19 protein-coding genes are annotated in these 24,698 nt (G+C 67.3%); 10 read left to right on the top strand and 9 right to left on the bottom strand.

Translation table 11 applies throughout. The annotated features are described in order from the left end of the window. On the bottom strand, positions 1–792 hold a 792-nt coding region (locus ABY44_RS19635), incomplete at its 3' end, for a biosynthetic peptidoglycan transglycosylase (RefSeq protein WP_431641623.1). A 10-nt stretch (positions 793–802) separates the two neighbouring features. Then, complete coding sequence (locus ABY44_RS19630; RefSeq protein WP_060173397.1) at positions 803–6,859, bottom strand: alpha-2-macroglobulin family protein; 6,057 nt, start codon at positions 6,857–6,859, stop codon at positions 803–805. 310 nt (positions 6,860–7,169) lie between these two features. Between ABY44_RS19630 and ABY44_RS19625 the strand changes: the two genes are divergently transcribed. From ABY44_RS19625 to ABY44_RS19605, 5 genes are all read left to right on the top strand, one after another. Continuing rightward, entirely contained in the window at positions 7,170–7,676 is a 507-nt protein-coding gene (locus ABY44_RS19625) for a sugar dehydrogenase complex small subunit (RefSeq protein WP_027791852.1), read from the top strand. After that, positions 7,676–9,295 carry a GMC family oxidoreductase gene (locus ABY44_RS19620; RefSeq protein ID WP_027791851.1) on the top strand — a complete coding sequence of 540 codons (1,620 nt, stop codon included), beginning with the start codon at positions 7,676–7,678 and terminating at the stop codon, positions 9,293–9,295. Before ABY44_RS19625 ends, ABY44_RS19620 begins: the two co-directional genes overlap by 1 nt. Before the next feature lie 2 nt (positions 9,296–9,297). Next, positions 9,298–10,575, top strand: coding sequence for a cytochrome c (locus ABY44_RS19615; protein WP_059697397.1), 1,278 nt, complete (start codon positions 9,298–9,300; stop codon positions 10,573–10,575). 185 nt (positions 10,576–10,760) lie between these two features. Further along, positions 10,761–11,180, top strand: a complete 420-nt coding sequence (locus ABY44_RS19610; RefSeq protein WP_027791849.1) for a DoxX family protein — start codon at positions 10,761–10,763, stop codon at positions 11,178–11,180. A gap of 63 nt (positions 11,181–11,243) precedes the next feature. Further along, complete coding sequence (locus ABY44_RS19605; RefSeq protein ID WP_059622741.1) at positions 11,244–12,350, top strand: porin; 1,107 nt, start codon at positions 11,244–11,246, stop codon at positions 12,348–12,350. A gap of 102 nt (positions 12,351–12,452) precedes the next feature. Here the strand turns inward: ABY44_RS19605 and ABY44_RS19600 are convergent, their stop codons facing one another. From ABY44_RS19600 to ABY44_RS19590, 3 genes are all read right to left on the bottom strand, one after another. After that, positions 12,453–12,995 (bottom strand): cysteine hydrolase family protein, encoded by a 543-nt coding sequence (locus tag ABY44_RS19600; RefSeq protein WP_060173396.1) that lies wholly within the window; start codon positions 12,993–12,995, stop codon positions 12,453–12,455. Positions 12,996–13,227: 232 nt separating this feature from the next. Next, entirely contained in the window at positions 13,228–14,547 is a 1,320-nt protein-coding gene (locus ABY44_RS19595; RefSeq protein WP_059697395.1) for an MFS transporter, read from the bottom strand. A gap of 44 nt (positions 14,548–14,591) precedes the next feature. Further along, positions 14,592–15,776, bottom strand: coding sequence for a M20 aminoacylase family protein (locus ABY44_RS19590; protein ID WP_060173395.1), 1,185 nt, complete (start codon positions 15,774–15,776; stop codon positions 14,592–14,594). Positions 15,777–15,958: 182 nt separating this feature from the next. Between ABY44_RS19590 and ABY44_RS19585 the strand changes: the two genes are divergently transcribed. After that, complete coding sequence (locus tag ABY44_RS19585; protein WP_059697393.1) at positions 15,959–16,861, top strand: LysR substrate-binding domain-containing protein; 903 nt, start codon at positions 15,959–15,961, stop codon at positions 16,859–16,861. Positions 16,862–17,070: 209 nt separating this feature from the next. Further along, positions 17,071–17,391, top strand: a complete 321-nt coding sequence (locus tag ABY44_RS19580) for a pyrimidine/purine nucleoside phosphorylase (protein ID WP_006478890.1) — start codon at positions 17,071–17,073, stop codon at positions 17,389–17,391. Between the two features lie 84 nt (positions 17,392–17,475). Here the strand turns inward: ABY44_RS19580 and ABY44_RS19575 are convergent, their stop codons facing one another. The 4 genes from ABY44_RS19575 to ABY44_RS19560 all read right to left on the bottom strand — a co-directional run bounded on the left by ABY44_RS19575 (position 17,476) and on the right by ABY44_RS19560 (position 21,821). Next, positions 17,476–17,811 (bottom strand): hypothetical protein, encoded by a 336-nt coding sequence (locus ABY44_RS19575; protein WP_021162025.1) that lies wholly within the window; start codon positions 17,809–17,811, stop codon positions 17,476–17,478. A 480-nt stretch (positions 17,812–18,291) separates the two neighbouring features. Continuing rightward, the gene (locus tag ABY44_RS19570; protein WP_060173520.1) at positions 18,292–20,079 is read right to left on the bottom strand and encodes a chloride channel protein; all 1,788 of its coding nucleotides are present in this window, start codon (positions 20,077–20,079) and stop codon (positions 18,292–18,294) included. Between the two features lie 20 nt (positions 20,080–20,099). After that, positions 20,100–20,513 carry a MarR family winged helix-turn-helix transcriptional regulator gene (locus ABY44_RS19565; RefSeq protein WP_027791842.1) on the bottom strand — a complete coding sequence of 138 codons (414 nt, stop codon included), beginning with the start codon at positions 20,511–20,513 and terminating at the stop codon, positions 20,100–20,102. Positions 20,514–20,645: 132 nt separating this feature from the next. Beyond that, positions 20,646–21,821: an HPP family protein gene (locus ABY44_RS19560; RefSeq protein ID WP_060173394.1), complete on the bottom strand. Its 1,176-nt coding sequence runs from the start codon at positions 21,819–21,821 to the stop codon at positions 20,646–20,648. Between the two features lie 364 nt (positions 21,822–22,185). On the opposite strand from ABY44_RS19560, the gene ABY44_RS19555 reads away from it, so the two are divergent. From ABY44_RS19555 to ABY44_RS19545, 3 genes are all read left to right on the top strand, one after another. Continuing rightward, the gene (locus ABY44_RS19555) at positions 22,186–23,154 is read left to right on the top strand and encodes a LysR family transcriptional regulator (protein WP_027791840.1); all 969 of its coding nucleotides are present in this window, start codon (positions 22,186–22,188) and stop codon (positions 23,152–23,154) included. A 101-nt stretch (positions 23,155–23,255) separates the two neighbouring features. Beyond that, positions 23,256–24,158, top strand: a complete 903-nt coding sequence (locus tag ABY44_RS19550; protein WP_060173393.1) for a LysR substrate-binding domain-containing protein — start codon at positions 23,256–23,258, stop codon at positions 24,156–24,158. A 291-nt stretch (positions 24,159–24,449) separates the two neighbouring features. After that, the gene (locus ABY44_RS19545; protein WP_124839794.1) at positions 24,450–24,695 is read left to right on the top strand and encodes a hypothetical protein; all 246 of its coding nucleotides are present in this window, start codon (positions 24,450–24,452) and stop codon (positions 24,693–24,695) included. The last annotated feature ends 3 nt before the right edge of the window (positions 24,696–24,698 follow it).

The raw sequence follows: 24,698 nt of genomic DNA, 5'->3' as shown, positions 1-24,698 counted from the left end.
GAAGTGCGGGGCGAGGGCGGCGCCGTCGTCGCGCGCGGCGCTGGCCGGCCGCGCGGTGACCAGCTGCACGTAGCCGTCGAGCGAAGCACAGGCCGGCTCCGCGTGCATGTCGCGCAGGATCCGGCACGCGCGCTCGGCAACCTTCGCGGGCGTGGCGTTGGGCGCACGCACGAGCGCGGCCGCGATCGCGGCTTCGCGTGCGTCGAGGCCCGACGGTGCCTTGCCGAACAGCACCTGAGACAGCGCGGCGAGGCCGATCGTCTCGCCGCGGAACGGCACGAGGTTCAGGTATGCCTCGAGCACCTGGTCCTTGCGCCAGCCGCGTTCGAGCAGCAGCGCGTTGACGGCCTGCGAGGCCTTCTGCGGCAGTGAGCGCTGGCCCGACCGGCGCGGCGAATCGCTGAGCAGCCCGGCGAGCTGCATCGTGACGGTCGACGCGCCGCGCGTGCGTTCGTTCCACAGGTTGCCCCACGCGGCGCCGGCGATGCCGCGCCAGTCGACGCCGCTGTGTTCGTAAAAGCGCTTGTCTTCCGATACGACGATCGCCTCGCGAAACGCGGGCGACACGTCCGCGAGCGACACCCAGTCGCCGCGCCGTTCGGTGAGGTCGACGCGCGTGCGCTGCAGCGGCGTGCCGTCGCGCGCGAGCAGCACCCAGTCGGAACTGCGCCAGTTGCGGCGCACTTCGTCGTAGCCCGGCAGCGCATGCGCGACGAGCGGCGCGGCCAGCACGACGGCGACGAATACGCGGCCGGCGAAACGCGCCGGCCGCGGCAATACCTGATCGATCATCGCGTACTCGTTACTTGCCCGCGTCAGCCGGCTTCACGGTCATCGGCGGGTTCGGCCACAGGCCGTACACGGACGGCGCGTACAGCGCCTCGACACGCGTCGGCGGCAGCCCGAACGTGCCGACGTTGTTCAGCCGCACCGTGTACTCGACCGAGAATTTGCCCTTCGGCAGATAGTCGTAGTACGCACGGTAGCCGTCGAAGTCGCGTTCGATGAACGCCGGCCAGGCGCCGTCCGGCGTCTTCTCGCCCTGCGTCGCGGCTTCGGAGTCGCGGCCGAGGCCCGAACCGAGGATCGTCGAACCGGCCGGAACCGGATCGTTGACGACGACCCACGTCATGTCGCTCTGCGCGTCGATGTCGAGATGCACGCGCACGACGTCGCCGCGCGTCAGCACGCCCTTGACGGCGGGCGACACCGGCGTGACGGTCTTCGTGATCCGGTAGCCGGCCGCGAACGGCGAACGCAGCGGCACGGCCGCGAGGCTTTCGATCGTGGCCCACGGGCGGCCGGTGCCGTCTTGCGTGACGGACAGCGTGGCCGGTGCCTGCGACGCGCGCGGCCACGGCAGCATCACGCTGCGGGCCGCGGCGGCGCGGGTGGCCGGGGTGGCTGGGGTGGTCGATGCAGCCGGGTCGGCGGGCGCGGGTGCCGGCGCCTGCGACCACGAGATCGTGCGTTCGTCGCCGCCGAGCGCGACCTTCGTCGCGCCGGCAACCGGCGTGCTCTCGTAAGTGCGCGAGAAGCGCTCGACCGCGAGCAGGCCGAGCGCGTTCGACGTCGTCGTCTGCCATGCGCCCTGGCGCTGCAGGGCGAGCAGGCCGGCCGTCACGCGCGGCATCTCGTCCTTCCACGCCGGATCGCCGGCGAATTCCAGCGCGAGGCGGGCCGCGTTGGTCTCGTTGCTGGTCATCAGCCACCACAGGTCGTCGTCGCGCGCGGTCGAGAACACGAGCTGCGTGCCCTGGTACGTGAGGCGTGCCCGCAGGATCTGCTCGACCTGCGCGCGTTTCTCGTCGCGTTGCGGGATGTCCTTCACGCGCGTGAGGATCGCGTGATAGTCGATCACCGCCGACGTCGGCCACTGGTTCGGCGCGATCTCGATCGAGCCGAGCATGCGGCCCTGCGCGGCGCCGTAGCGCGACAGCGCTTCGATCGCGGCGAGCTTGCGGAGGTCGCGATCCTGGCGCGGCGCCCACGTGTTGCGCTCGAGGCGGCCGTCGACGAAGCGCGCGAGCCCGGCTTCGAGCTGCGTGCGAAGGTCTTCCGGCAGCGCGAAGCGCGGGTCGAGACGGCTCGCCTCGTCGGACACCACGAGCAGGTACGACGACAGCGTCGCGCTGCCGGCGTGCGAATCGTCGGACGACGGCGGGAAGTAGCTCGCGAGCCCGTCGCTGTCGAGATAGACGGGCATGCGGGCGATCAGCGCCTGCCATTGCGCGGGATCGCGCAGGCCGATCGCGCGCGACGTCTGCTGTTCGAGGCAGCGGTACGGATAGCGCTCGAACCAGCGCTTCACGCCGGGCAGTCCGTCGGCGAGTTTCGACTGCAGCGACACGGCGATGCCGCCGCGCGGCAAGCCTTGCGCGTTGTTCGCGGCGCCGGCCGGGGAGGCCACCGGCACCGTCAGCGTGCCGTCGACCTGCGCGAGCGTCGCCTGCTGTACCGTGACCGGCAGCGCGGGCACGACCTTCTGCGCGACCGCCAGCGCGTCGGACGCGCGCTTGCCGCCTTGTTCGGCCGCTTCGATGCGCCAGTTCAGCGCACCGGCCGCGTCGAGCGCCTGCTCGGGCACGGTGATCGTCCATGCGACTTCGGTTGCCGTATTGGCCGCCAGCGAGATGGTTTGCGGTGCGACATCGAGGCCCGTCACGCGCGGCGTCACGACGACCTGCATCGCGCGGTCGGTCGTGTTGCGCAGCGTGACTTGCGCGCGGAACGCATCGCCTTCGCGCACGAGCGGCGGCAGGCCGGAGATCAGCTGCAGATCCTGCGTACTGCGGATCGACGTGCTGCCGGTGCCGAAGCGGTCGGGGCCGACCGCCGCGATCGCGACGATCCGGAAGCGCGTGAGCGCGTCGTTCAGCGGCACCTCGACGGTCGCGCTGCCGTTGGCGTCCAGCGTCACGCGCGGATTCCACAGCAGCAGCGTGTCGAACAGCTCGCGCGTCGGCGCGCTGCCGCCGCCGCCGCCGGCCGGCACGGCCTTGCGGCCGAAGTGGCGGCGGCCGACGATTTCCATCTGCGCGGTGGCCGTCTCGACGCCGTACGCGCGTCGCCGCAGCATCGCGTCGAGCAGGTCCCAGCTGTTGTTCGGCATCAGTTCGAGCAACGCCTCGTCGACGGCCGCGACCGCGATCTGCGTGCCGGCCGGCGCGGGCTGGCCGTTCGGCAGCGTGACCTTCACGTGCGCCTGCGCCTTGCTGCGCACGGTGTAGCGCGTCGCGTCGGTCGTCACGGTCACGCCGAGACGGTGCACGCCGGTGCCGACCTTGATCTCGCCGAGGCCATAGCGGAACGCGGGTTTCGACAGGTCGACGAACGCGGTCGGCGCCTCATAGTGACGGCCCTCGCGCCAGAATGCGCGTGCCCATTCGACCGGTGCCTTCCAGCCCCACGTGAAGAACGAATACCACGGCACCTCGCGAATCCGGCCGCGCAGCGCGAGCACCGACACATAGACGTTCGGCCCCCACGTGTCGCCGACCTTCAGGTCGACCGTCGGGTTCTTGCCGTTCAGTTCGACGATGTGGGTTTCCATCACGCCGCCGCGCTCGACCGCCACCAGCGCGGTCGCGTAGCGGAACGGCATGCGCACCTGGAAGCGGGCGGTTTCGCCCGGTTCGTACGAGGTTTTCTCGGGGATCACGTCGATCCGGTCGGTGTTGTCGCCGCCGAACCAGAGTTCGTCTTCGCGCGTGACCCATACCGAGGTCGACGCGTTCGACGTGCGGCCGTCGCCGTCCTTGGCCACCGCGATCAGCTGCACGTTGCCGGCCTGTTCGAGCGTCGCGTCGCAGGCCATGCGGCCCTTGTCGTCGGTCTTGCCCGAGCACAGCACGCCGAGGTCGCGGGTGTCGCTCTTGTTGTCGTACGCATAGAAGCCGCCGACCATCCGCTTGCGCGACGACGTCGTGATGCGCGCGACGCCCTTGATCTCGATCGGCACCGACGCGCGCGGCTTGCCTTGCAGGTCGACCGCCAGCGCCTGCACGGGCACGCGCTGGCCGACGGATACCCAGCGGCCCGCCTTGATGCCGGCCACCACCGCGGCCGGCCACAGGATCGTGTCGCCGCGAATCGTCTGCACTTCGCCGTTCGGGTCCGCGAACGTCGCTTCGAGCGCGATGCGCTTCGGCGCGTCGACGTCGGGCAGGCCCTTCAGCGTGACCGAGCCCGCACCGTTGCGGTCGAGCGTCAGCGGCAGCTTGTCGGCGATCAGCTTCGTCGCGTCGGGATCGTTGTTCGACGACGACGCGTTGTCGCCGTCCTGCGAATCGTCGTCGGCATTGCCGTCGCTCGTGTCGGGGCGATACGGCGTGAAGCTGAAATCCTCGAAGCGATCGGCGAACGGCGGCGATGCCCACTTCATCAGCGCCGACACCTGCACGGGCAGGTTCGATGCGCCACCGCCCGACACGTAGTCGATCTGCACCGCGAGCGGCGCCTCCTTCACGGCGACGAGCGGGCTCTTCTGCGCGTCGCGCGCGCCGATCGATCCCTTCAGGACCGGCAGGCGGAACGCCTCGACGCGGAAGCTGCCGCTGTAGTAGGTGGACGTGGGCGAGTCTTCCGGGCCGCCTTCGAGCTCGACGCTGTATTCACCGAGCTTCGCGGCGGCCGGCAGCGTGAACTGCGAGTCCGCGCTGTGGTCGGCCGCCCATGTGAGCGGCAGCTTGTAGGTCTGGCCCGTGCCGAGATGGCGGATCGTCACGCGGGTCGGGTATTGCGACGGGAACGCGAGGCTCTGCAGCGTCTCGGACCGGATGAAGTGCTTCATCGACACGGTTTCGCCCGCGCGCAGCAGCGTGCGGTCGAACACCGTATGCGCGCGCACGGTCCGTGCGCTGTCGGTATCGGTCGGCACGTTGAAGCGCCACGATTCGATCCCGCGGTTCCAGCCCGAACTGACGAACGCCATGTCGGGGCCCGTCTTCGGATCGTTCACGCGGGCCGACACGAAGTAGTCGTCGAAGCGCTGCTCCGAGTCGGACGAGTTGCATGCGCGCTTCGATTCGAACGCGCCGTCGATCTTCAGCAGCCCCTGCGCGTCGGTCGTGCCGGATGCGATTTCGTCGCCGTTGCAGTCCGACACGCGGATCTGCGCGTTCGGCACGGGCTTGCCCTTGTCGAGCGTCGTGACCCATACGAGGTTGTTTTCGCGGCCCTGTTTCAGGTGCACGCCGAGGTTGGTGACGAGCACCGTGGTGCGCACGTACATGCTCGACGGCTTCGCGAGCAGCGAGCGGCCGAGCGCGGGCGACGCGAGTTCGAGCACGTAGAAGCCGGGCTTGTCGATCGGCACGCCGACGACCTCGAACGGGCGCAGCGCCTTCGGATCCGCCTTCGGCAGCGTCAGCGCCTGCACGCCGGGCTGGCCCTTGAGCAGGGTCAGCGAGCGCACGTCGATGCGGCGATCCTTCGGTGCCGGCGCCTTCTCGCCGGCCTCGCGCGGCACGTAGACGGGGTGCTGGCCCTTGCGTTCGAGCAGGCCGGGAATCTGGCTGTCGATCGAGCCGGCCGTCATCGACCAGTTGTCGAAGCGGTCGACGGTGCGCATCCACTGACGAATCGAGGTGTCGTCGTCGACCTTCAGGTTCGAGAACTGCGCGCCCTGGGTGTTGAGGCCGTCGATATGCAGGTCGGCCTCGACGTTGCGCAGCGTGACGGGCACGAGCGCGGGCGTATCGGGTTCGGCGAAGCGCTCGACGATCCCGAAGGTGCCCGACGAGAACTTCGCGAGCGGCGGCATCGGCGCGGTGCGCGTCGCGAGCGGGAACAGGTCGGCGTTCGACAGCGGCCGGTCGGTCACGTCGCGCAGGCCCGACGGCAATTCGACCGTCAGGCCGGCCTGCTCGGGCAGCGGCGGGTTGAACGTGACAGTGGTGACTTCCTCGCTCTTGTCGTCGGCCGCGAAGGTCGGCGACAGCGAACCGTCAGGGCCGCGCAGCTTGATCGCCTCGGCGTTCTTGCGCGAGATCGGCGCGTTGAACGACAGCGTGAGCGGGCGCAGCGGCGTGCAGGGCGCCTTCGCGTTCTCGCGTTCGCACGAGAAGCTCGCGGCGAACGGTGCGCGCACGGTGAAATCGAAGCGCCGTTCCGTTTCGTTCGGGATCCCGCTCGGGCTCGTGACGCCCTTGCCGTACACGAGCTGCATCTTCGCGCTCGCGGGCAGCGCCTGCGCGCACGACAGCGTCAGCACGCGCGCGGCATCCTTCTTCAGCCCGAAGTGATCGAGCAGCGCGTTGCGCGCATCGTCGTCGGCGGCCGTGACGGGAATGCGGTTGCCGATGCCGGCCGCTTCGCACCAGATGTTCGCGAGCGCCGAACGCGGTTCGGCCGGGCCGTTCAGCTTCAGCACGAATACCTGGTGTTCCTCGATCTCGCGCGAGCCGGGGCGGACGTTCACCGGGAACGGGCCGCCCGTCTGGAACGTGAAGCGGCGCGGGCCGCTGGCCGCATTGCCGGCGACCGAACGCAACGCGTCGTTGAGCGCGACCGAGCAGCGCACGCCGGGCGGCAGGTCGTTTTCGAAATCGTAAACCCAGGTCTTGTCGTCGAGCCAGTGACCCTGGCCGCGCGCGGCCGCGGAATCGTTGCAGGTGACGCGCGCGGGATTCGGCGCGGACGCCGAGCCGAACGCGACCATCGGTTCGTCGAACTTGACGACGCTCTGCCGGACTTCGGTGACGGTGCCTTGCGGCGAGACGCTCACCGTGCGGGCCGCGCCGGCATGCAGCGACAGTGCCGTGGCGCCGCCGAGCGCCGCGACGGCGCCAAGGCGCCAGAGCAGCCGGGTGGTGTGGTGGATGCGTTCCGTTTTGTTCTGTTTGTCGTGCTGCTTCATCGCTCGATCGCCCTCGGAGGGAAGCTTTCTGTTTGATTGCACGCGATTCTAACCGACCGACATGCGCCTGCATCGTCGCGCGCAGTCAGTGTGTCGCCGGTGTACGACATGGGTGCGTCGGCCGCAACTTTGTCGCGCCGACGATACAAAAAAGCAGCGAAATGTCGATTGTCTCGGATTGCGGAACATTTAATGGACTATAAAAAGATTGTTCGATCCGATTTGTGCGCGTACATTTCAGGTCCGCGCCAATGTTTGAGAAATATCAAGCGTGGTTTTCCCGAATCCGGTGTTCGAGAGAAAAGGAAACATGCACAACGACAACACTCCCCACTCGCGTCGCACTGGCGACGCAGCCGTAACAGGCATCACTCGGCGTCAATGGCTGCAGGGCGCACTGGCGCTGACGGCGGCGGGCCTCACGGGCTCGCTGGCGTTGCGGGCCCTCGCCGACGATCCCGGCACCGCGCCGCTCGATACGTTCATGACGCTCTCCGAAGCATTGACAGGCAAGAAGGGGCTGAGCCGCGTGCTCGGCCAGCGCTTCCTGCAGGCCTTGCAGAAGGGTTCGTTCAAGACCGCCGACAGCCTGCCGCAACTCGCCGGCGCACTCGCGTCCGGTTCGCTGAATCCCGACCAGGAAACACTCGCGCTGAAGATTCTTGAAGCGTGGTATCTCGGCATCGTCGACAACGTCGTGATTACCTACGAAGAAGCATTAATGTTCAGCGTCGTGTCCGATACGCTCGTGATCCCGTCGTATTGCCCCAACAAACCCGGCTTCTGGGCCGACAAACCGATCGAGAGGCAAGCCTGATGGCCGATACCGATACGCAAAAGGCCGACGTCGTCGTCGTCGGCTCGGGTGTCGCAGGCGCGATCGTCGCGCACCAGCTCGCGATGGCGGGCAAGTCCGTGATCCTGCTGGAAGCCGGCCCGCGCATGCCGCGCTGGGAAATCGTCGAGCGCTTCCGCAACCAGGTCGACAAGACCGACTTCATGGCCCCGTACCCGTCGAGCGCGTGGGCGCCGCATCCGGAATACGGCCCGCCGAACGACTACCTGATCCTGAAGGGCGAGCACAAGTTCAACTCGCAGTACATCCGTGCGGTGGGCGGCACGACGTGGCACTGGGCCGCGTCGGCGTGGCGCTTCATCCCGAACGACTTCAAGATGAAGACCGTGTACGGTGTCGGCCGCGACTGGCCGATCCAGTACGACGACATCGAGCATTGGTACCAGCGCGCCGAGGAGGAACTCGGCGTGTGGGGCCCGGGCCCCGAGGAAGACCTGTACTCGCCGCGCAAGGAGCCGTACCCGATGCCGCCGCTGCCGTTGTCGTTCAACGAGCAGACGATCAAGAGCGCGCTCAACGGCTATGACCCGAAGTTCCACGTGGTGACCGAGCCGGTCGCGCGCAACAGCCGCCCGTACGACGGCCGGCCCACTTGTTGCGGGAACAACAACTGCATGCCGATCTGCCCGATCGGCGCGATGTACAACGGCATCGTGCACGTCGAGAAGGCCGAGCAGGCCGGCGCGAAGCTGATCGACAGCGCGGTCGTCTACAAGCTCGAGACCGGGCCGGACAAGCGCATCACCGCCGCGGTCTACAAGGACAAGACCGGTGCCGACCATCGCGTCGAAGGCAAGTACTTCGTGATTGCCGCGAACGGCATCGAGACGCCGAAGATCCTGCTGATGTCCGCGAACCGCGATTTCCCGAACGGTGTCGCGAACAGCTCGGACATGGTCGGCCGCAACCTGATGGACCACCCGGGCACCGGCGTGTCGTTCTACGCGAACGAGAAGCTGTGGCCGGGCCGCGGCCCGCAGGAGATGACGTCGCTGATCGGCTTCCGCGACGGCCCGTTCCGCGCGACCGAAGCCGCGAAGAAGATCCACCTGTCGAACATGTCGCGCATCAACCAGGAGACGCAGAAGATCTTCAAGGCCGGCAAGCTGATGAAGCCCGAGGAGCTCGACGCGCAGATCCGCGATCGTTCCGCGCGCTACGTGCAGTTCGACTGCTTCCACGAAATCCTGCCGCAGCCCGAGAACCGCATCGTGCCGAGCAAGACGGCCACCGACGCGGTCGGCATCCCGCGCCCGGAGATCACCTATGCGATCGACGACTACGTGAAGCGCGGCGCCGTCCACACGCGCGAAGTCTACGCGACGGCCGCGAAGGTGCTGGGCGGCACCGAAGTCGTCTTCAACGACGAGTTCGCGCCGAACAACCACATCACGGGCGCGACGATCATGGGCGCGGATGCACGCGACTCGGTCGTCGACAAGGACTGCCGCACGTTCGACCATCCGAACCTGTTCATCTCGAGCAGCTCGACGATGCCGACCGTCGGTACGGTGAACGTGACGCTGACGATCGCGGCGCTTGCGCTGCGGATGTCGGACACGCTGAAGAAGGAAGTCTGACCGTGCGGAAATCTACTCTCACCTTCCTCCTCGCCGGCTGCCTCGCGCTGCCGGGCCTCGCAAGCGCGGCCGATGCGGCCGATCCGGCGCTGGTCAAGCGCGGCGAATACCTCGCGGTCGCGGGCGACTGCATGGCCTGCCACACCGCGAAGGGCGGCAAGCCGTTCGCGGGCGGTCTCGGCATGCCGATCCCGATGCTCGGCAAGATCTATACGAGCAACATCACGCCCGATCCCGAGACGGGCATCGGCAACTGGTCGGCCGAGGACTTCGAGCGCGCGGTGCGCCACGGGGTGTCGAAGAACGGCGACAACCTGTATCCGGCGATGCCGTACGTGTCGTACGCGAAGATCAACGACGACGACGTGCAGGCGCTGTATGCGTACTTCATGCACGGCGTCGAGCCGGTCAAGCAGGCGCCGCCGAAGAACGAGATTCCCGCGCTGCTGAGCATGCGCTGGCCGCTGAAGATCTGGAACTGGCTGTTCCTGAAGGACGGCGCGTACGAGCCGAAGCCGGCGCAGAGCGCCGAGTGGAACCGCGGCGCGTATCTCGTGCAGGGCCTCGCGCACTGCAGCACGTGCCACACGCCGCGCGGCATCGCGATGCAGGAGAAGTCGCTCGACGAGACGGGCGGCAGCTTCCTGTCGGGTTCGGTGCTGGCGGGCTGGGACGGCTACAACATCACGTCCGACCCGAACGCGGGGATCGGCGGCTGGACGCAGCAGCAGCTCGTCCAGTACCTGCGCACCGGCACCGTGCCGGGTCTCGCGCAGGCGGCCGGGCCGATGGCCGAGGCGATCGAGCACAGCTTCTCGAAGATGACCGAAGCCGACATCGGTGCGATCTCGACGTACATTCGCACGGTGCCGGCGGTTGCCAGCGGCGACGCGAAGCAGTCGCGCTCGTCGTGGGGCAAGCCGGCCGAGGACGGCCTGACGCTGCGCGGCGCCGCACTCGCGTCGTCGGGCATCGATCCGGCGCGGCTGTATCTCGGCAACTGCGCGACTTGCCACCAGATGCAGGGCAAGGGCACGCCGGACGGTTATTACCCGCCGCTGTTCCACAACTCGACGGTGGGCGCACCGAATCCGACCAACCTCGTGCAGGTGATCCTGAACGGCGTGCAGCGCAAGGCCGGCAGCGAGGACGTCGGGATGCCGGCGTTCCGCCACGAGTTGTCGGATGCGCAGATCGCCGCGCTGACGAACTACCTGACCGGGCAGTTCGGCAATCCGGCCGCGAAGGTGACCGAGCAGGACGTCGCGAAGCTGCGCTGATGCGGCGCGCGACGAAGCAGGGCGATAACTGACAAGAGGAGGAGCACAGCACATCGGGTTGTTGCCCGATGCCGGTTGTTGCAGAGCGGGACGGGCGGCGCAGGCGGCCGCCCGTCCTGGTTCATTCGCAATCCGGTGCGCCGGGCGTATTTGCGCCTTGCGCATCGCTTTCGTTGATCGACACCATGACACCGAATCAACCGTTTCTCGCGTCCCAGCGCGATGTGCTGCTGCTGCTTGCCCGGATCCTGCTCGTGATCCTGTTCGTGATGTTCGGCTGGAAGAAGATCGTCGACTTCCCCGGTACCATCGCGTTCATGGGTTCGGAAGGCGCGCCCGCGCCGATCATTTCCGCCGCGATCTCCGTCGTGATGGAGCTGTTCGTCGGGGTCGCGATCCTGGTCGGCTTCCAGACGCGCGCGCTCGCGCTGCTGCTGGCGCTCTATACGATCGGCACCGGCATCATCGGCCATCACTACTGGACGATGACGGGCGGCGAGCAGATCAACAACATGATTCATTTCTACAAGAACATCGCGATCTCCGGCGGCCTGCTGGCGCTTTGCGCGGCGGGCCCCGGACGTTTCTCGATCGATCGCGGATAAACGGACCCGGGGCGCGCGCATGGGGCGCGCGCTGGAAGGTCGAGACTCCGAGGGGGCATCATTTTGCGACTCAAACATTTCGCATGGCTGATCGCGGCCGCCACACCGGCGGCCGCTTTTGCTCAGACGAGCGTGATGCTGTACGGCCGCATCGACGGCGGCATCGAATACCTGAACCACATCGCGCAGCCGAACGGCGGCAGCGCGACCCGCTGGAGTGCCGAAGGCGGCGACTGGGGCACCAGCATGTTCGGCTTGAAGGGCTTCGAGGATCTCGGCGGCGGGCTGTCGACGGTCTTCAACCTGGAGACCGCGTTCCAGGTGATGAACGGCACGACGGGCGGCGGGCGCATGTGGTCGCGGCGCGCGTATGTCGGGCTGAAGAGCGACACGTGGGGCCAGCTGCAGGCCGGCCGAAACCTGTTCATCGACAGCGACGGGGTGTGGGAATTCGACCCGTTCGTCCAGCAGGCGTTTTCGTCGGCATCGCTCGTGCGCGGCCGCAACTGGCAGCAGACCAGCAACAACATCGAATATCACAGCCCCGTGATCGGCGGCTTCGACGTGCAGGCGCAATATGCGTTCGGCAACCAGTCGCGCGGCTTCAACTATGGAGCGGCCGACGACTTCGGCCGCTCGGACGGGATCATGATCTCGTACCACTCGCCGTTGCTCGACGTACGTGGCATCTACGATGAACTGCGCGACAACAACGGCAAGTTCAGCAACATCTTCACCGCGTCGCGCGAATATTTCGTCGGTGCGAACGTCAAGGTGTCGAAGTTCAAGATCCAGGGCGCGTATACGCACTACCAGGCGCCGGACAGCCCGGCCGGGGTGGCCGATCGCGCCGATCACTATTGGCTCGGTGCGACCTACACTGCGACGCCGCAATGGGCCGTGACGGGCGGCGGTTACTACGTGAAGGTGGGCGACGGCGGCGGCGACGCGTCGCACGATCCGTCGGGGCACGCGATGATGTACGTGCTCGGCACCACGTACAACCTGTCGAAGCGCACGTTCCTGTACGGCACGGTCGCGTATGTGCGCAACGGCGGCAACTCGAACTTCTCGCTGCTCGCGACGCCGCGCGACGCGACGTCGGGTACGAGCCCGATGACGGGCGAGTCGCAGACAGGGGCGTATGTGGGGATGATGCATACGTTCTGAGCGGCGAAGGTAGACGCCTTGCACGCAACAACGCACGGGCGGTTGCCGTCCGTGCGTTGTTGCGTTGTTGCGTTGTTGCGTTGACGGTGTGACCGGTGCCGGTCAGAACACGCATGCGTCGGTCGTGGTGAGCGTCGCGAACGGGCCCCCAAGCGTCGCATTGTGATGCGCAATGATCCGCTCGGCCGGCAGTTCGGGCGTATCCATGCAGGTGTGCGCATCGGTCACGAGCACCGCGCGAAAACCGAGATCGCCGGCCGCGCGACACGTCGTATCGACGCAGTACTGCGTCTTCATCCCCGCAATCACGATCTCGCCGATGCCGGCCGCATGCAGCCATGCGGCGAGCGGCGTGCCGGTGAAGCAGCTCGACTGCGTCTTGGCGAACACGGTATCGCGTGCGGCATCGATTGCGAGTTCAGGCAGCAGTGCGGTCAGCGGCGAGTCGGGCGCGATCGGCGAACCGGCGGGGCCGGTGTGCCGCACCGCGAATACCGGTGCACCGGCTTCATGCGCGCGATTGATCAACCGGTTGATGTTCGCGAGCACGCGTTCGCCGTCGTACGGACGCTCGGGGCCGTGATACAGGCCGACCTGCATGTCGACGACGAGCAGGGCGCGTTTCGGGGAAGAGACTTCGGGCATGGCGTTTCTCCTGAGTGACCGATATGGACGGAGAAACGACAAGACCCCGTCCGGAACCGGCGGGGCCTGTGAGGAATCGTGGCGCTACGACCTTGCGCGCACTCGCCGCACGAGCCAGCCGAAGGCGGTCGTGCGTGTCGTGGTCGAGGAGGTGGTCGTGGTGTGGCGCATGGAGCGATCATGCCCGATACGCACGCAATGCGTCAATCGTGCATCCGGCATCGCCCACCGGTCAGTCGAGTGCCTTCCCTGCTTTTTCGTCCATGCAGCGAATCGCGAGCAGCGTGAAAGCACCGCAACCAATCGCATACCACGCCGGCGCATTCGGATTCCCGGTTGCCGCGATCAGCCACGTGACGAAAAACTGCGCGAAGCCGCCGAAGATCGCGACGCCCACGCTGTACACGAGTGCGCCGCCCGTCGCACGCACCGCACGCGGGAACAGCTCGCCGAGCATCGCACCCGTCGCGCCGATGTTGATCGCGTGCACGATCGACAGCGCGGCGATGATCGACAGTAGCGATGCGGCGCCCGGCCAGCGGTTCAGCGCGATGAACGCCGGGTAGATCGCGGCCATCAGCGCGATGCGCGTCCACCAGACGATCCGGTTGCGCCCGTAGACGTCGGACAGGTGGCCGCCGATCGGCGTCACGAGCATCAGGATCGCGCCCGCGACGCAGCCGGCCGTCATCGACAGCCAGGTCGGCAGATGCAACACCTGCACGCCGTAGATCGCCATGTAGAACACGATGATGTAGTGGATCGACGTGCCGCCGATCGTTACGCCGAGGCCCGCGAACACGGCCTTGCCGTGATGGCGCAGCACGTCGGCGAGCGGCAGCGATGCGACCGGCTCGTCATGCGTGGCGGCGGGCGCGGCGGCCGGCACTTCCTCGACGGTGCGGCGCAGCCAGTAGCCGAGCGGCACGAACAGCGTGCCGATGATGAACGGGACGCGCCAGCCCCAGCTTTCGAGCTGCGCGGCATTGAGCGTCGACGTCAGCGCGACGCCGGTCAGCGCACCGGCGAGCGCGGCGAGTCCCTGGCTCGAGAATTGGAACGATGCGTAGAAACCGCGACGATGCTGCGGCGCCTGTTCGAGCAGCAGCGTGGTCGACGCGCCGACTTCGCCGCCCGACGCGAACCCTTGCAGCAGGCGCGCGAGCACGAGCAGCAGCGGGGCGGCGAGGCCGATCTGCGCGAAGGTCGGCGCGACGGCGATCGTCGCGGTGCCGAGCGCCATCAGCAACAGCGTGAGGATCATCGCCTTCTTGCGGCCGGCGCGGTCGGCATACATGCCGATCACGAGCCCGCCGAGCGGGCGCGTGACGAAGCCGACACCGAAGCTCGCGACCGCGAGCATCAATTGCCCGAACGACGAATGCACGGGAAAGAACAGCTTGCCGATCAGGATCGCGAAGAAGCTGTAGACCGTGAAGTCGTAGAACTCGAGCGCGTTGCCGACGGCGGCGGCCGCGATCAGCCGGCGTTTCTTCGCGGCGGCGCGAGCATCGACCGGCGTGCCGGCGAGCGAAAGGGCGGACGTTTCCATGTGGGGTTCCCCCGGTTGGCGCGAAACGATGGGATGAAGGGCCGTCAGGCCGCGAGCCAGGCTTCGGCGATGCGAACCCAGTAGCTCGCGCCGATCGCGAGAATGTCGTCGTTGAAGTCGTAGCCGGGGTTGTGCACCATGCAGCCGCCCTTGCTGCCGGTCCCGTTGCCGATGAATGCGTAGCAGCCGGGGCGCGCTTCGAGCATGAACGCGAAATCCTCGCTGCCCATCAGCGGCGCGGCGTCGGTTTCGACACGCTCGGCGCCGAGCATCTGGCGTGCGATGTCGGCCGCGAATGCAGTCGGCTCCGCGTGATTGACGAGCACCGGGTAGCCGTAGTCGTAGTCGACTTCCGCCGTGACGCCGAAGCTCTCCGCCTGGCCTTTCGCGAGCCCTTCGATGCGGCGCGCGAGCAGTGCGCGCACGTCGGCGTTCAGTGCGCGCACCGACAGCTTCATCACGACGGTTTCGGGAATGATGTTGAAGGTCTCGCCGGCCTGCACGCTGCCGACCGTGATCACGGCCGCATGCTGCGCATCGACCTCGCGCGCGACGATCGTCTGCAGCGCGACCATGATGCTGCCCGCGGCCGACATCGGATCGCGCGCGAAATGCGGCATCGCGCCGTGGCCGCCGACACCGCGCAGCGTGATCGTCACGCGGTCGGCCGATGCCATCGCGGCGCCGGTGCGGAAGGCCATGTCGCCGGCCGCGCGGCCCGGCATGTTGTGGATCGCGAAGATCGCGTCGCACGGGAAACGGTCGAACAGGCCGTCGTCCATCATCGCCTTCGCGCCGCCGAAGTTTTCCTCGGCCGGCTGGAAGATCAGGTTCAGCGTGCCGGAGAACTGGCGCGTTGCCGCGAGGTGGCGCGCCGCGCACAGCAGCATCGCGGTGTGGCCGTCGTGGCCGCATGCATGCATCTTGTTCGCATGGCGGCTCGCGTACGGCAGGCCGGTGGCTTCCGCGAGCGGCAGTGCATCCATGTCGGCACGCAGCCCGACCGTGCGTATGCCTTGCCCTTCGCGCAGCACGCCGACCACGCCCGTCTTGCCGATGCCGCGATGCACGTCGTAACCCCAGCCGGCGAGCAGCTCGGCGACGAGGTCGCTCGTGAGCGTTTCCTCGAATGCGAGTTCGGGGTGAGCGTGGATGCGACGACGCACCTCGACCAGCTCGGGCGCGATCGCGGCGATACCGGGGATGACGGGGTTCACGGCTTGCAGCATGGTCTCTCCTGTGGGGCGGCTGGGGCGTTTGACGCACATATGACGAGCAAGCATATAAATTTCTTTTGCGTACCAGAAGCTGATAAATTGCTTTGGTGCTCACCACCGGTTGCCGCTCGGGAATACCCTGAGCCGGTGTGTGCCGTGCAGCACAGGGTTTCCACGGATCATGCGTCGCCGCCATGAAATACCATCAGCTGAAAGCGTTCGTCACCGTCGCGGAAGAGGGGAGCATTCGCGCGGCCGCGCGGCGCCTGAACGTGTCGCCGGCGGCACTGACGAAGGCGGTCAAGGAGCTGGAGATCGCGCTCGGCGTGTCGCTCGTCGTGCGCACCGCGCGCGGCGTCCAGCTCACCGCGTTCGGCCAGCAGTTGCAGGTGCGCGCGCGGCTGATCGTCGCCGAAATGCAGCGCGCCCGCGACGACATCGAGCAGGCGCAAGGGGCGATGACGGGCTCCGTCGCGGCGGCGGTCACGCCGGCCGCCGCGGTGACGATCCTGCCCGATGCGTTTCGCGCGTTCCGGCGGCGTTTTCCGGTGGCGCGCGTCAGTATCGTCGAAGGGTTTCCGGGCGTCGCGCTGCCGCGGCTGCACGACGGCTCGCTCGATTTCGCGGTGGCCGTCGTCGTGCCCGAACTGCTGGCCGCCGAGTTCGATCACGCCGAACTGTATTCGAGCCGTTCGCTGATCGTCGCGCGCAAGGGGCATCCGCTCGCATCGGCCACGTCGCTCGCCGATCTCGTCGAAGCCGACTGGCTGATGAATCCGTCGCCCGAAAGTTCGACGCAGGTGTTGTTCAATTCGTTCGTCGCCTACGGGTTGCCGGTGCCGGCGCGCGTCGTCGAATGCCCGAGCTTCGGGCTCGCGCGCAGCCTGATGATGGGCTGCGACCTGATTGCCTCGATGCCCGAGCAGCTGCTGCAGGGCGAGTGGGCGCGCGACCAGTTCGCGGTCCTGCCGATCCGCGAGCGGTTGCCGGCCGTCTCGGTGCAGGTCATCACGCGTCGCGACAGCCCGCTGACGCCGGCAGCGGCGATGTTGCTCGATTGCCTGCGCGATTCCGCGAGGCGCAAGGGGCTGATGTGAACCTGCACCCGCGGGCAGCGACCGTCGTTGCGTCGTTATCCTGATGATCTGGCGTGCGGCGTTGCCGTCGCCCGGCGGGTACGTGGCTTGCGCAGCGGCCACGTCATTGCGGCGTCTGCCGCGCGAGCCGGTATCATAGCGGCCGGCCCGCCGCTCCGGCCGGCCTCCAACCACATCGCCATCCGGCATCCAGCAATCAGAGGCATTTCATGACCAGTGCAACCCAATTCGACAACGTATCGGTCGTCAAGCGCGCGAACGTCTATTTCGACGGCAAGTGCGTGTCGCATACCGTGCTCTTCCCGGACGGCACGCGCAAGACGCTCGGCGTGATCCTGCCGTGCGCGCTCAACTTCGGCACCGATGCGCCCGAATTGATGGAAGTGCAGGCCGGCAAGTGCCGCGTGAAGCTCGACGGCAGCAGCGAATGGCAGACCTACGGCGCCGGCGAATCGTTCTCGGTGCCGGGCAAGAGCCGTTTCGACATCGAAGTGCTCGAGACGCTCGATTACGTCTGCAGCTACCTGTAAGACGCGCGCAGTAAAAGAAAAGCCCCGCCGAAGCGGGGCCTGTCACAAGCGGATGGCGCAAGGCCATCCGGAGCGCCTGTTCTCTTACAGGCAGGCGTTGATGTCGCCGGCCGACGATGCGTCTCCGCCGCGGAAGCCAACCCACGTCTTTGCATTCGCGGCGTTGGCCGGGCGCACGACGGCCGCGGCGCCGTTCGGCGGCTGCTGGCCCGGCGCATACACGGCCATGGCGAGGCCGTTCGCGAGTTCATACTGCGACGTCACTTGTTGCTGCGACTTGTCGGCCCAGGTCTTGGCGATGCATTGCGCGACCTGGTCGGCGGGCTTCTGGCTTTGTCCCACGTTTTGGAGGGCAGAATCGGCTGCATGAGCAGAAAATGCCACGGTCAATGCGATGAGCGGTAAGTATTTCGCGTTCACGTTATCTCCCTCGAGTCGTGATTGATTGAGTGGGATGCGCAGCAGGACTGCGTGCAAGTGAGATCGCATCGAACAAGCACGGTTCCGGCTATTCCGAAACAAGTTGTTAACGCGCTTGCCAAATGGCGACTCCGATGCTGTGCACTTTGCTGCGGCACGGCATGCATCGTGTGCGGTTCGACGTCATGCGCGGCGTGGTCGGCGCGCTGCCCGGTCGTGTGGTGAAGTGATGGTCGCGGCGAGCGGCATGCATGTGCATGCCGTGCCGCAACTCTTTATTTGATCGCGCAGTGGAATGGCTGATTGATGGCCCCGTCGCATGAGCACCATGATGACAAACTTTCGGCCGTCGAATTGTTAACCAACTTTAAACAGGGAAAGCGACGGAATGCGAGGCGGCACGCGACGGGCGTGCCGCGTCGTGCGCAGAGGTGACGCGAGCGGGTCGTGCGCGGCGAGGGTGCCGCGCGGCGCGATGGGTCAGCCGGCCTTGCGCGTGCCGATGTCGCGCAGGTTGGCCGGGACGATCGGGCGGAAGCGCTCGCGTTTCTGTTCGTCGTCGAAGTGCTGCAACGCGGGCTTGATGAGGTCGCTGCGCGATACGATGCCCGTGATGCGCATCGATTGCTCGTCGGCGACGACGGGCAGGCGCTCGAGCCCGAGCATCGCGAGTCGCGATGCGACGACGCGGCACGATTCGTGCGCTTGGGCAACCGCCGGCGCACGATTGGCGAACGCGCGCGAGATCGGCGTGTCGGGTGCAGCCTGTGCGCGCTGTGCATCGAGCGTCGCGCGATCGACGAGACCGAGCAGGCGCCCGTTCTGCACGACCGGGTACGCACGGTGCGTCTGCTTCGCGCAGAAGTACCGCGATTCGACGGCATCGAGCGTCGCCGCGCCGTCGATCGTGACGAGCAAGTCGGCGGACGTCATCACTTCGCCGATGTCGTGCCGCTCGAGCGGATCGACGCCGTATTCGCGATAGATGTGATAGCCGCGGCGTGCGATCTTTTCCGTCATGATCGAGCGTTTCATCGCGATGGTCGCGAAGCCGTGCGCGACGAGCGTCGCCGCGAGCAGCGGCAGCAACGCGTTCGCGTCATGCGTGAGGCCGAACGCGAACACGATCGCGGTGAGCGGGGCGCCGAGCGTTGCGCCGAGGGTCGCGGCCATGCACACGAGCGGCCACAGTGTCGGGTCGCCGCCCGGCAGTATCGGCGACAGCACGGTGCCGAGGCCGGCGCCGAGCATCAGCAGCGGAGCGAGCACGCCGCCCGACGTGCCCGAGCCGAGTGCGATCACCCACATCACGGCTTTCACGAGCAGCAGCGCGAGCGCGATCTTCAAGGCGATGTGCTGGTGCAGCAGGTCGCCGATCACGTCGTAGCCGACGCCGAGCGCGCGCGGCTCGAGCCAGCCGCCGATGCCGATCACGATCGCGCCGAGCGCGGGCCACCACATCCAGTGCACCGGCAGCTTCGCGAAGGTGTCCTCGACGCGGTACAGCGCGGCCGACAGCCCGCATGCGAGCAAGCCCGACAGCAGGCCCGCGACGATGCACGACAGCAGCGCGACGGGCGTCGGCGCGGCCGTCGTCAGCGGAAACAGCGGATCGACGCCGAAGAACACGGCGCGGGCGAAACCCGCCACCGCGCATGCCAGTGCGACCGGCAGGAAACTGCGCGGACGCCATTCGAACAGCAGCAGTTCGACCGCGAGCAGCACGGCGGCGACCGGCGTGCCGAACACGGCCGTCATGCCGGCGGCCGCACCGGCGACGAGCAGCGTCTTGCGCTCGGCGGCAGTGACGTGCACGCACTGCGCGATCAGCGAGCCGAGCGCGCCGCCCGTCATGATGATCGGGCCTTCGGCGCCGAACGGGCCGCCGCTGCCGATCACGACGCCGGACGACAGCGGCTTGAGGATCGCGACCTTCAGCGACATGCGGCTCTTGCCGAACAGGATCGCCTCGATCGCTTCAGGAATGCCGTGGCCGCGGATCTTTTCCGAACCGAAGCGCGCCATCAACCCCACGATCAGCCCGCCGATCACCGGCACCACGATCACCCACGCGCCGAGCGTGTTGTTCGCGGGCGAGCGGTCGACGAACGAGAACTGCTGAAAGAAGAACAGGTTCGTGAACAGATGGATCAGGCTCAACAGCACGAACGCGGCAAGCGTGCCGAGCAGGCCGATCCCGGCGGCAAGCAACGCGATCCCGGGCAGGCGTTCGTTGGTCGAGAAATCGCGTTTGTGTGGTGCGTTCATCGGCATGGAAAAAGCATGGGTCAGTAATCGATCTGTGGAACCTGGAACGCGTCCTTGAGCGACTTCAGCTCGGCGCGATGCATGGCCGCGAGGCGGGCGAGCAGCGTCTCGCCGGCCGGCTCGAGGTGAACCTCGACCTGCCGGCGATCCGCTTCGCTCGTCTTGCGCTTCACGAGGCCGAGCGCTTCGCAGCGCGTGACCAGCGCGACGACTCCGTGATGCTGCGCCTGCAGGCGTTCCGCGAGTTCGCCGATGGTCGCCCATTCGCGATGCGGGTAGCCCTTGATGTGCAGCAACAGCAGGTATTGCAGCGGCGTCACGCCTTCGCTTTGCGCGGCGCGCTCGGAGAAGCGCTCGAAGCGGCGCATCTGGTAGCGGAACTCGGACAGTTGCTGGAAATCGCTTTTCGTCAGCGCGCGTCGGGTATCGTTCATCGGGGGCGGTCGGTCAGTCGGTTACGGTAGCGTGAAATATATCACAACATGATATAAATGGCCGAATTCGTGCGGATAGGATGCACGCCTCGTAGCACCGGCCGCTACATGGCGTTACGAGCGCGGCATACGTCAGGCAGCCTCGAGCATTTGCGTCTGCCGATAAAGGCCCGTGACGAGATCCGTCTGGGTAATGATCCCGGCGAGCCGGTGCGATTCATCGACGACCGGAATGTGGTGGTGGCCCGAATGCGTCAACAGCGGGACGAGCGCGGTGATCGGCATCGTTTCCGGCACGCACGCGACGTCGCGTGTCATCACCGAGGCGACGCTCGCCGGCTGGCCGCCGAACGATTGCGGCAGCCGCGCGGACAGGCGTTGCCACCACGGGGTCGGGCGGCGCAGCGGGCGCGTGAGGTCGGCGCGCGTGACGATGCCGGTCAGGCGGCCTTCGCCGTCGACGACGGGCAGCGCCTTCACGCGATGGCGGTCGAGCAGCGTGAGCGCGGTCATTACCGATGTCGACGGCGCGACTTCGATCGCATCCTTCGTCATCAGGTCGGCGCACGAGAGCTGGCCGAACGTGCGTGTGTAGGCCTGCATCTCGGTTTCGCGCAGCAGCGCTTCCAGGTCGTCCGGATCGACGTCGAGCCATTCGCTGCGGCGCTTGAGCACCGCGTCGAGGTCGCCGCGTGTGAAGCGGCCGCGCGCCGGTGCGGCGGCGCCCGCCTGCGGTTTCGCTTCGGGGCGCACGCCGCCGTGCGGGTAGCGGTGCCCGGTCAGCGTGTGATAGGCGAGTGCGGCGGACAGCAGGATGGCCGATTGCAGCGCGATCGGCTCCAGCACGAAGCTGAACCCGAGCGAATGGATCGCGGGGCCGCCGACCACGGCCGTGAGCGCGACGGCGCCCGACGGCGGGTGCACGCAGCGCAGCGCGAACATGCCGCCGATCGCGCACGCGATCGCGACCGCGGCGGCCGTGATCGGATCGGCGATCCATTGTGCGCAGGCGACACCGACCGTCGCCGCGACGAGATTGCCGCCGATGATCGACCACGGCTGCGCGAGCGGACTCGCCGGCACCGCGAACAGCAGCACGGCCGATGCGCCCATCGGCGCGACGAGCAGCGGCACGAGGCCCGGTACGCCAGGCAGCACGCGCATGGTCACGCCGACGGTCGCGATGCCGACGAGCGCGCCCGTGCACGAACGCAGGCGCTCGCGCCAGCCCAGCGACATCGGCTGGGGAATGAAGCTGTGCAGCCATTGCCGCAACGTGCGGCGCGACGAAGGGGAGCCTGACGACATGGACGGTAAGCGGTAAAGATGACAGCGCGGGCGCGCGCAGCGACGAGCCGCGAATTATATCGTGTTGTGATATAAATTGTCGCGCCGCATCAAGGCGGTGCATGTGCGTGACACGCATGTCTTGCAAAAACCTTTCATCCGATGAAAGTTTATGGTCGTGGCAATAGCGCAAATTTGTCTGTAGCGGCGTACAATTCGGGCCACTGAATCCCCCCTTCATGCCAGAACCACGTACGCGATGCCCGCTCTCCCGCCTTTCTCCCGGCACGGTGATCGATTCGACGTGGTTCGCGGCTGCGTTCCGTTCCCCACCTGACGCGAGCGCTGCCGACGCCTCCCCACTGACTCTCCCCAAGCTAATTCAATGGACATGCTCGAAAACATGCGCCTGTTCGTGCGCGTTGTCGAAGCCGGCAGTTTTACTGCGGTCGCGAAGGAAATCGACGCGACCACCGCGCAGGTGTCGCGCGCGGTTTCGAACCTCGAAGCGCACGTACAGACGCGCCTGCTGCATCGCACGACGCGCCATCTCGGCCTCACCGAAAGCGGCGAACGCTATTTCGAGCGCGCGAAATCGATCCTCGCGGAAATCGACTACGCGAACGCGGAGGCGCGCAACGCACTGCTGCGGCCGAGCGGCAAGATGCGCATCCACGCGATGACGGGGCTCGGGCAGAGTCATGTCGTGTCGTCGATCGTCCGCTACCAGGAGGACAACCCCGACGTGTCGGTCGAGCTGACGCTCGCGCAGCGGATGCCGAATCTCGTCGAGGAGGGTTATGACGTATCGATCGTGACGGCGTCGCAACTGCCCGATTCGGGCTACGTCGCGCAGACCTGCGGCACGAGCTGCAGCGTGCTCGTCGCGTCGCGCGAATACCTGGCGCGCCACGGCACGCCGCAGACGCCCGACGAATTGCCGAACCACGTGTGCCTGCGCCTCGACACGCCCGCATCGCCGGCCGGCGAATGGCGGCTCGAGCGCAGCGATGGCGAGGAGGCCATTTACGAGCTGCAGCCCGCGCCGTTCCAGGTCAACGTGCCGGACGCCCTGTGTGTCGCGGTGCGCGCCGGGCGCGGGATCGCGTGCGTCGCGCTGTATACGGTGCTCGACGACATCCGCGAAGGGCGGCTGATCCGCGTGCTGCCCGAGTATCGGCTGCAGACGGTGAGCGTGTATGCCGTCTACGCGACGCGTCGTTATCTCGATGCGAAGATCCGCACGTTCCTCGACCACCTGCGCACGACGCTCACGCCCGCGCTGGAGGACGACCTGCGCGAACTCGACCGGCTGACCACCGAACAGTCGCCCGGCGGCCGCAAGCGCGCTTGACGTCCTGCTAGGCCCGGGCCGTGCATCGGGTGCAATCGAGTATGGAAATCGTATCGATATCGGTCTAACGTCCAGAGACTATCGATCGATTCAAGAATTGCATGATTGAACTGCACCAGCTTCGCTGCTTCGTCGCGGTCGCCGAGGAGCTGCATTTCGGTCGCGCGGCCCGGCGGCTCTTCATGACCCAGCCGCCGCTCAGCCGGCAGATCCAGCTGCTCGAGCATGCGCTCGGCATCGCGCTGCTCGAACGCAGCAGCCGGCAGGTCAGCCTGACCGCGGCCGGCGAGCGGTTCCTGCGCGACGCGCGGCACATTCTCGAATTCTCCGCTCGGGCCGAGCAGGCCGCGCAGCGCGTCGCGCATGGCGGCGCCGGCCGCATCACGCTCGGCTTCACGGCGGTCAGCGCGTACCGGATGATCCCGATGCTGCTGGCGCATGCCGCGCACGCGCTGCCGGACGTCGACGTCGAATTGCGAGAGATGGTGTCGACCGTGCAGATCGACGCGCTGGCGTCACGGATGCTCGACGCGGGCTTCGTGCGTCAGCGGGCCGCCCGCCAGCCGCTCGAATACCGGCTCGTGCAGCGCGAACCGATGCTGGTCGCGGTCGCGGAGGGGGCGCCGCTCGCCGCGTGCGAGCGCATCGGCCCCGACGATCTCGACCGGCAGCCGTTCATCGCGTATTCGCCGAACGAGGGGAAATACTTCCACGACCTGATCTCGGGCCTGTTCGCGAACGCGGGGCGGCTGCCGAACTACCTGCATTACGTCGGGCAGACGCATACGATCCTGGGCCTCGTGCGCGCGGGCCTGGGTGCCGCACTCGTGCCGGCGTCGGCGCGCGAACTGCATGTCGACGGCGTGGTGTTCCGGCCGCTGGCGGGCACCGACGTGGCGGCCGAGCTGTATCTCGCATGGCGCACGGACAACGACAATCCTGCGTTGCCGGTGTTCAACGCGATGGTCGAGCGGTTTCTCGCGCAGGAGCAGGGCGGCGCGTGACGTGATGCGCCGGGGAATCCGCCCGGGCGATGTGACAAGCTTTCAGTCCGGAAGGGGGCGCATGCGATGACAAGCAATCCTGACCGAGCACGACGGGTCGCAGTCCTGCGAATCCTTACCGTACTGAAAGCCGTTTCGCTGCCGGTGTTCCAGCGGAGGAACGCAGCGCTTCGCTGCACTGCGACAACTGCTTGACGCTGCATGCCGGTCGGCGCAGGATACGTCCGTGCATTTGGAGCGGGACGCGCCGGCCGCGCGGTTCCTGCACCCGCGATATGCAGAAGAACAACGATGAGCCTTTACGCACTCGTACCGGAATACCGGCCCCGCGTCTGTCGGCCCGCCGGAACCACGCTTCTCCCGACGCCCGCCGCGTCACGTATCCGTCATCCCGTTTCGTACCGTGCCTCGGTACGCTTTCCCGTTCGCGCGCGAGCCGCGACGATGAACGGCGCCCGTCCGGCGCGCCGCATCGCGGCACCGTCCGCCATCCTTCATTACCGCATCCTGAACGGCGCCTACACCGGCGTCTCGTGACGC

This window comes from Burkholderia sp. ZZQ-2 (genome assembly GCF_050768715.1).
In the GTDB taxonomy this organism is placed as follows: domain Bacteria; phylum Pseudomonadota; class Gammaproteobacteria; order Burkholderiales; family Burkholderiaceae; genus Burkholderia; species Burkholderia cepacia.
The sequence above is the reverse complement of the archived record's forward strand: the minus strand, read 5'-3'. Positions and strand labels throughout refer to the sequence as shown.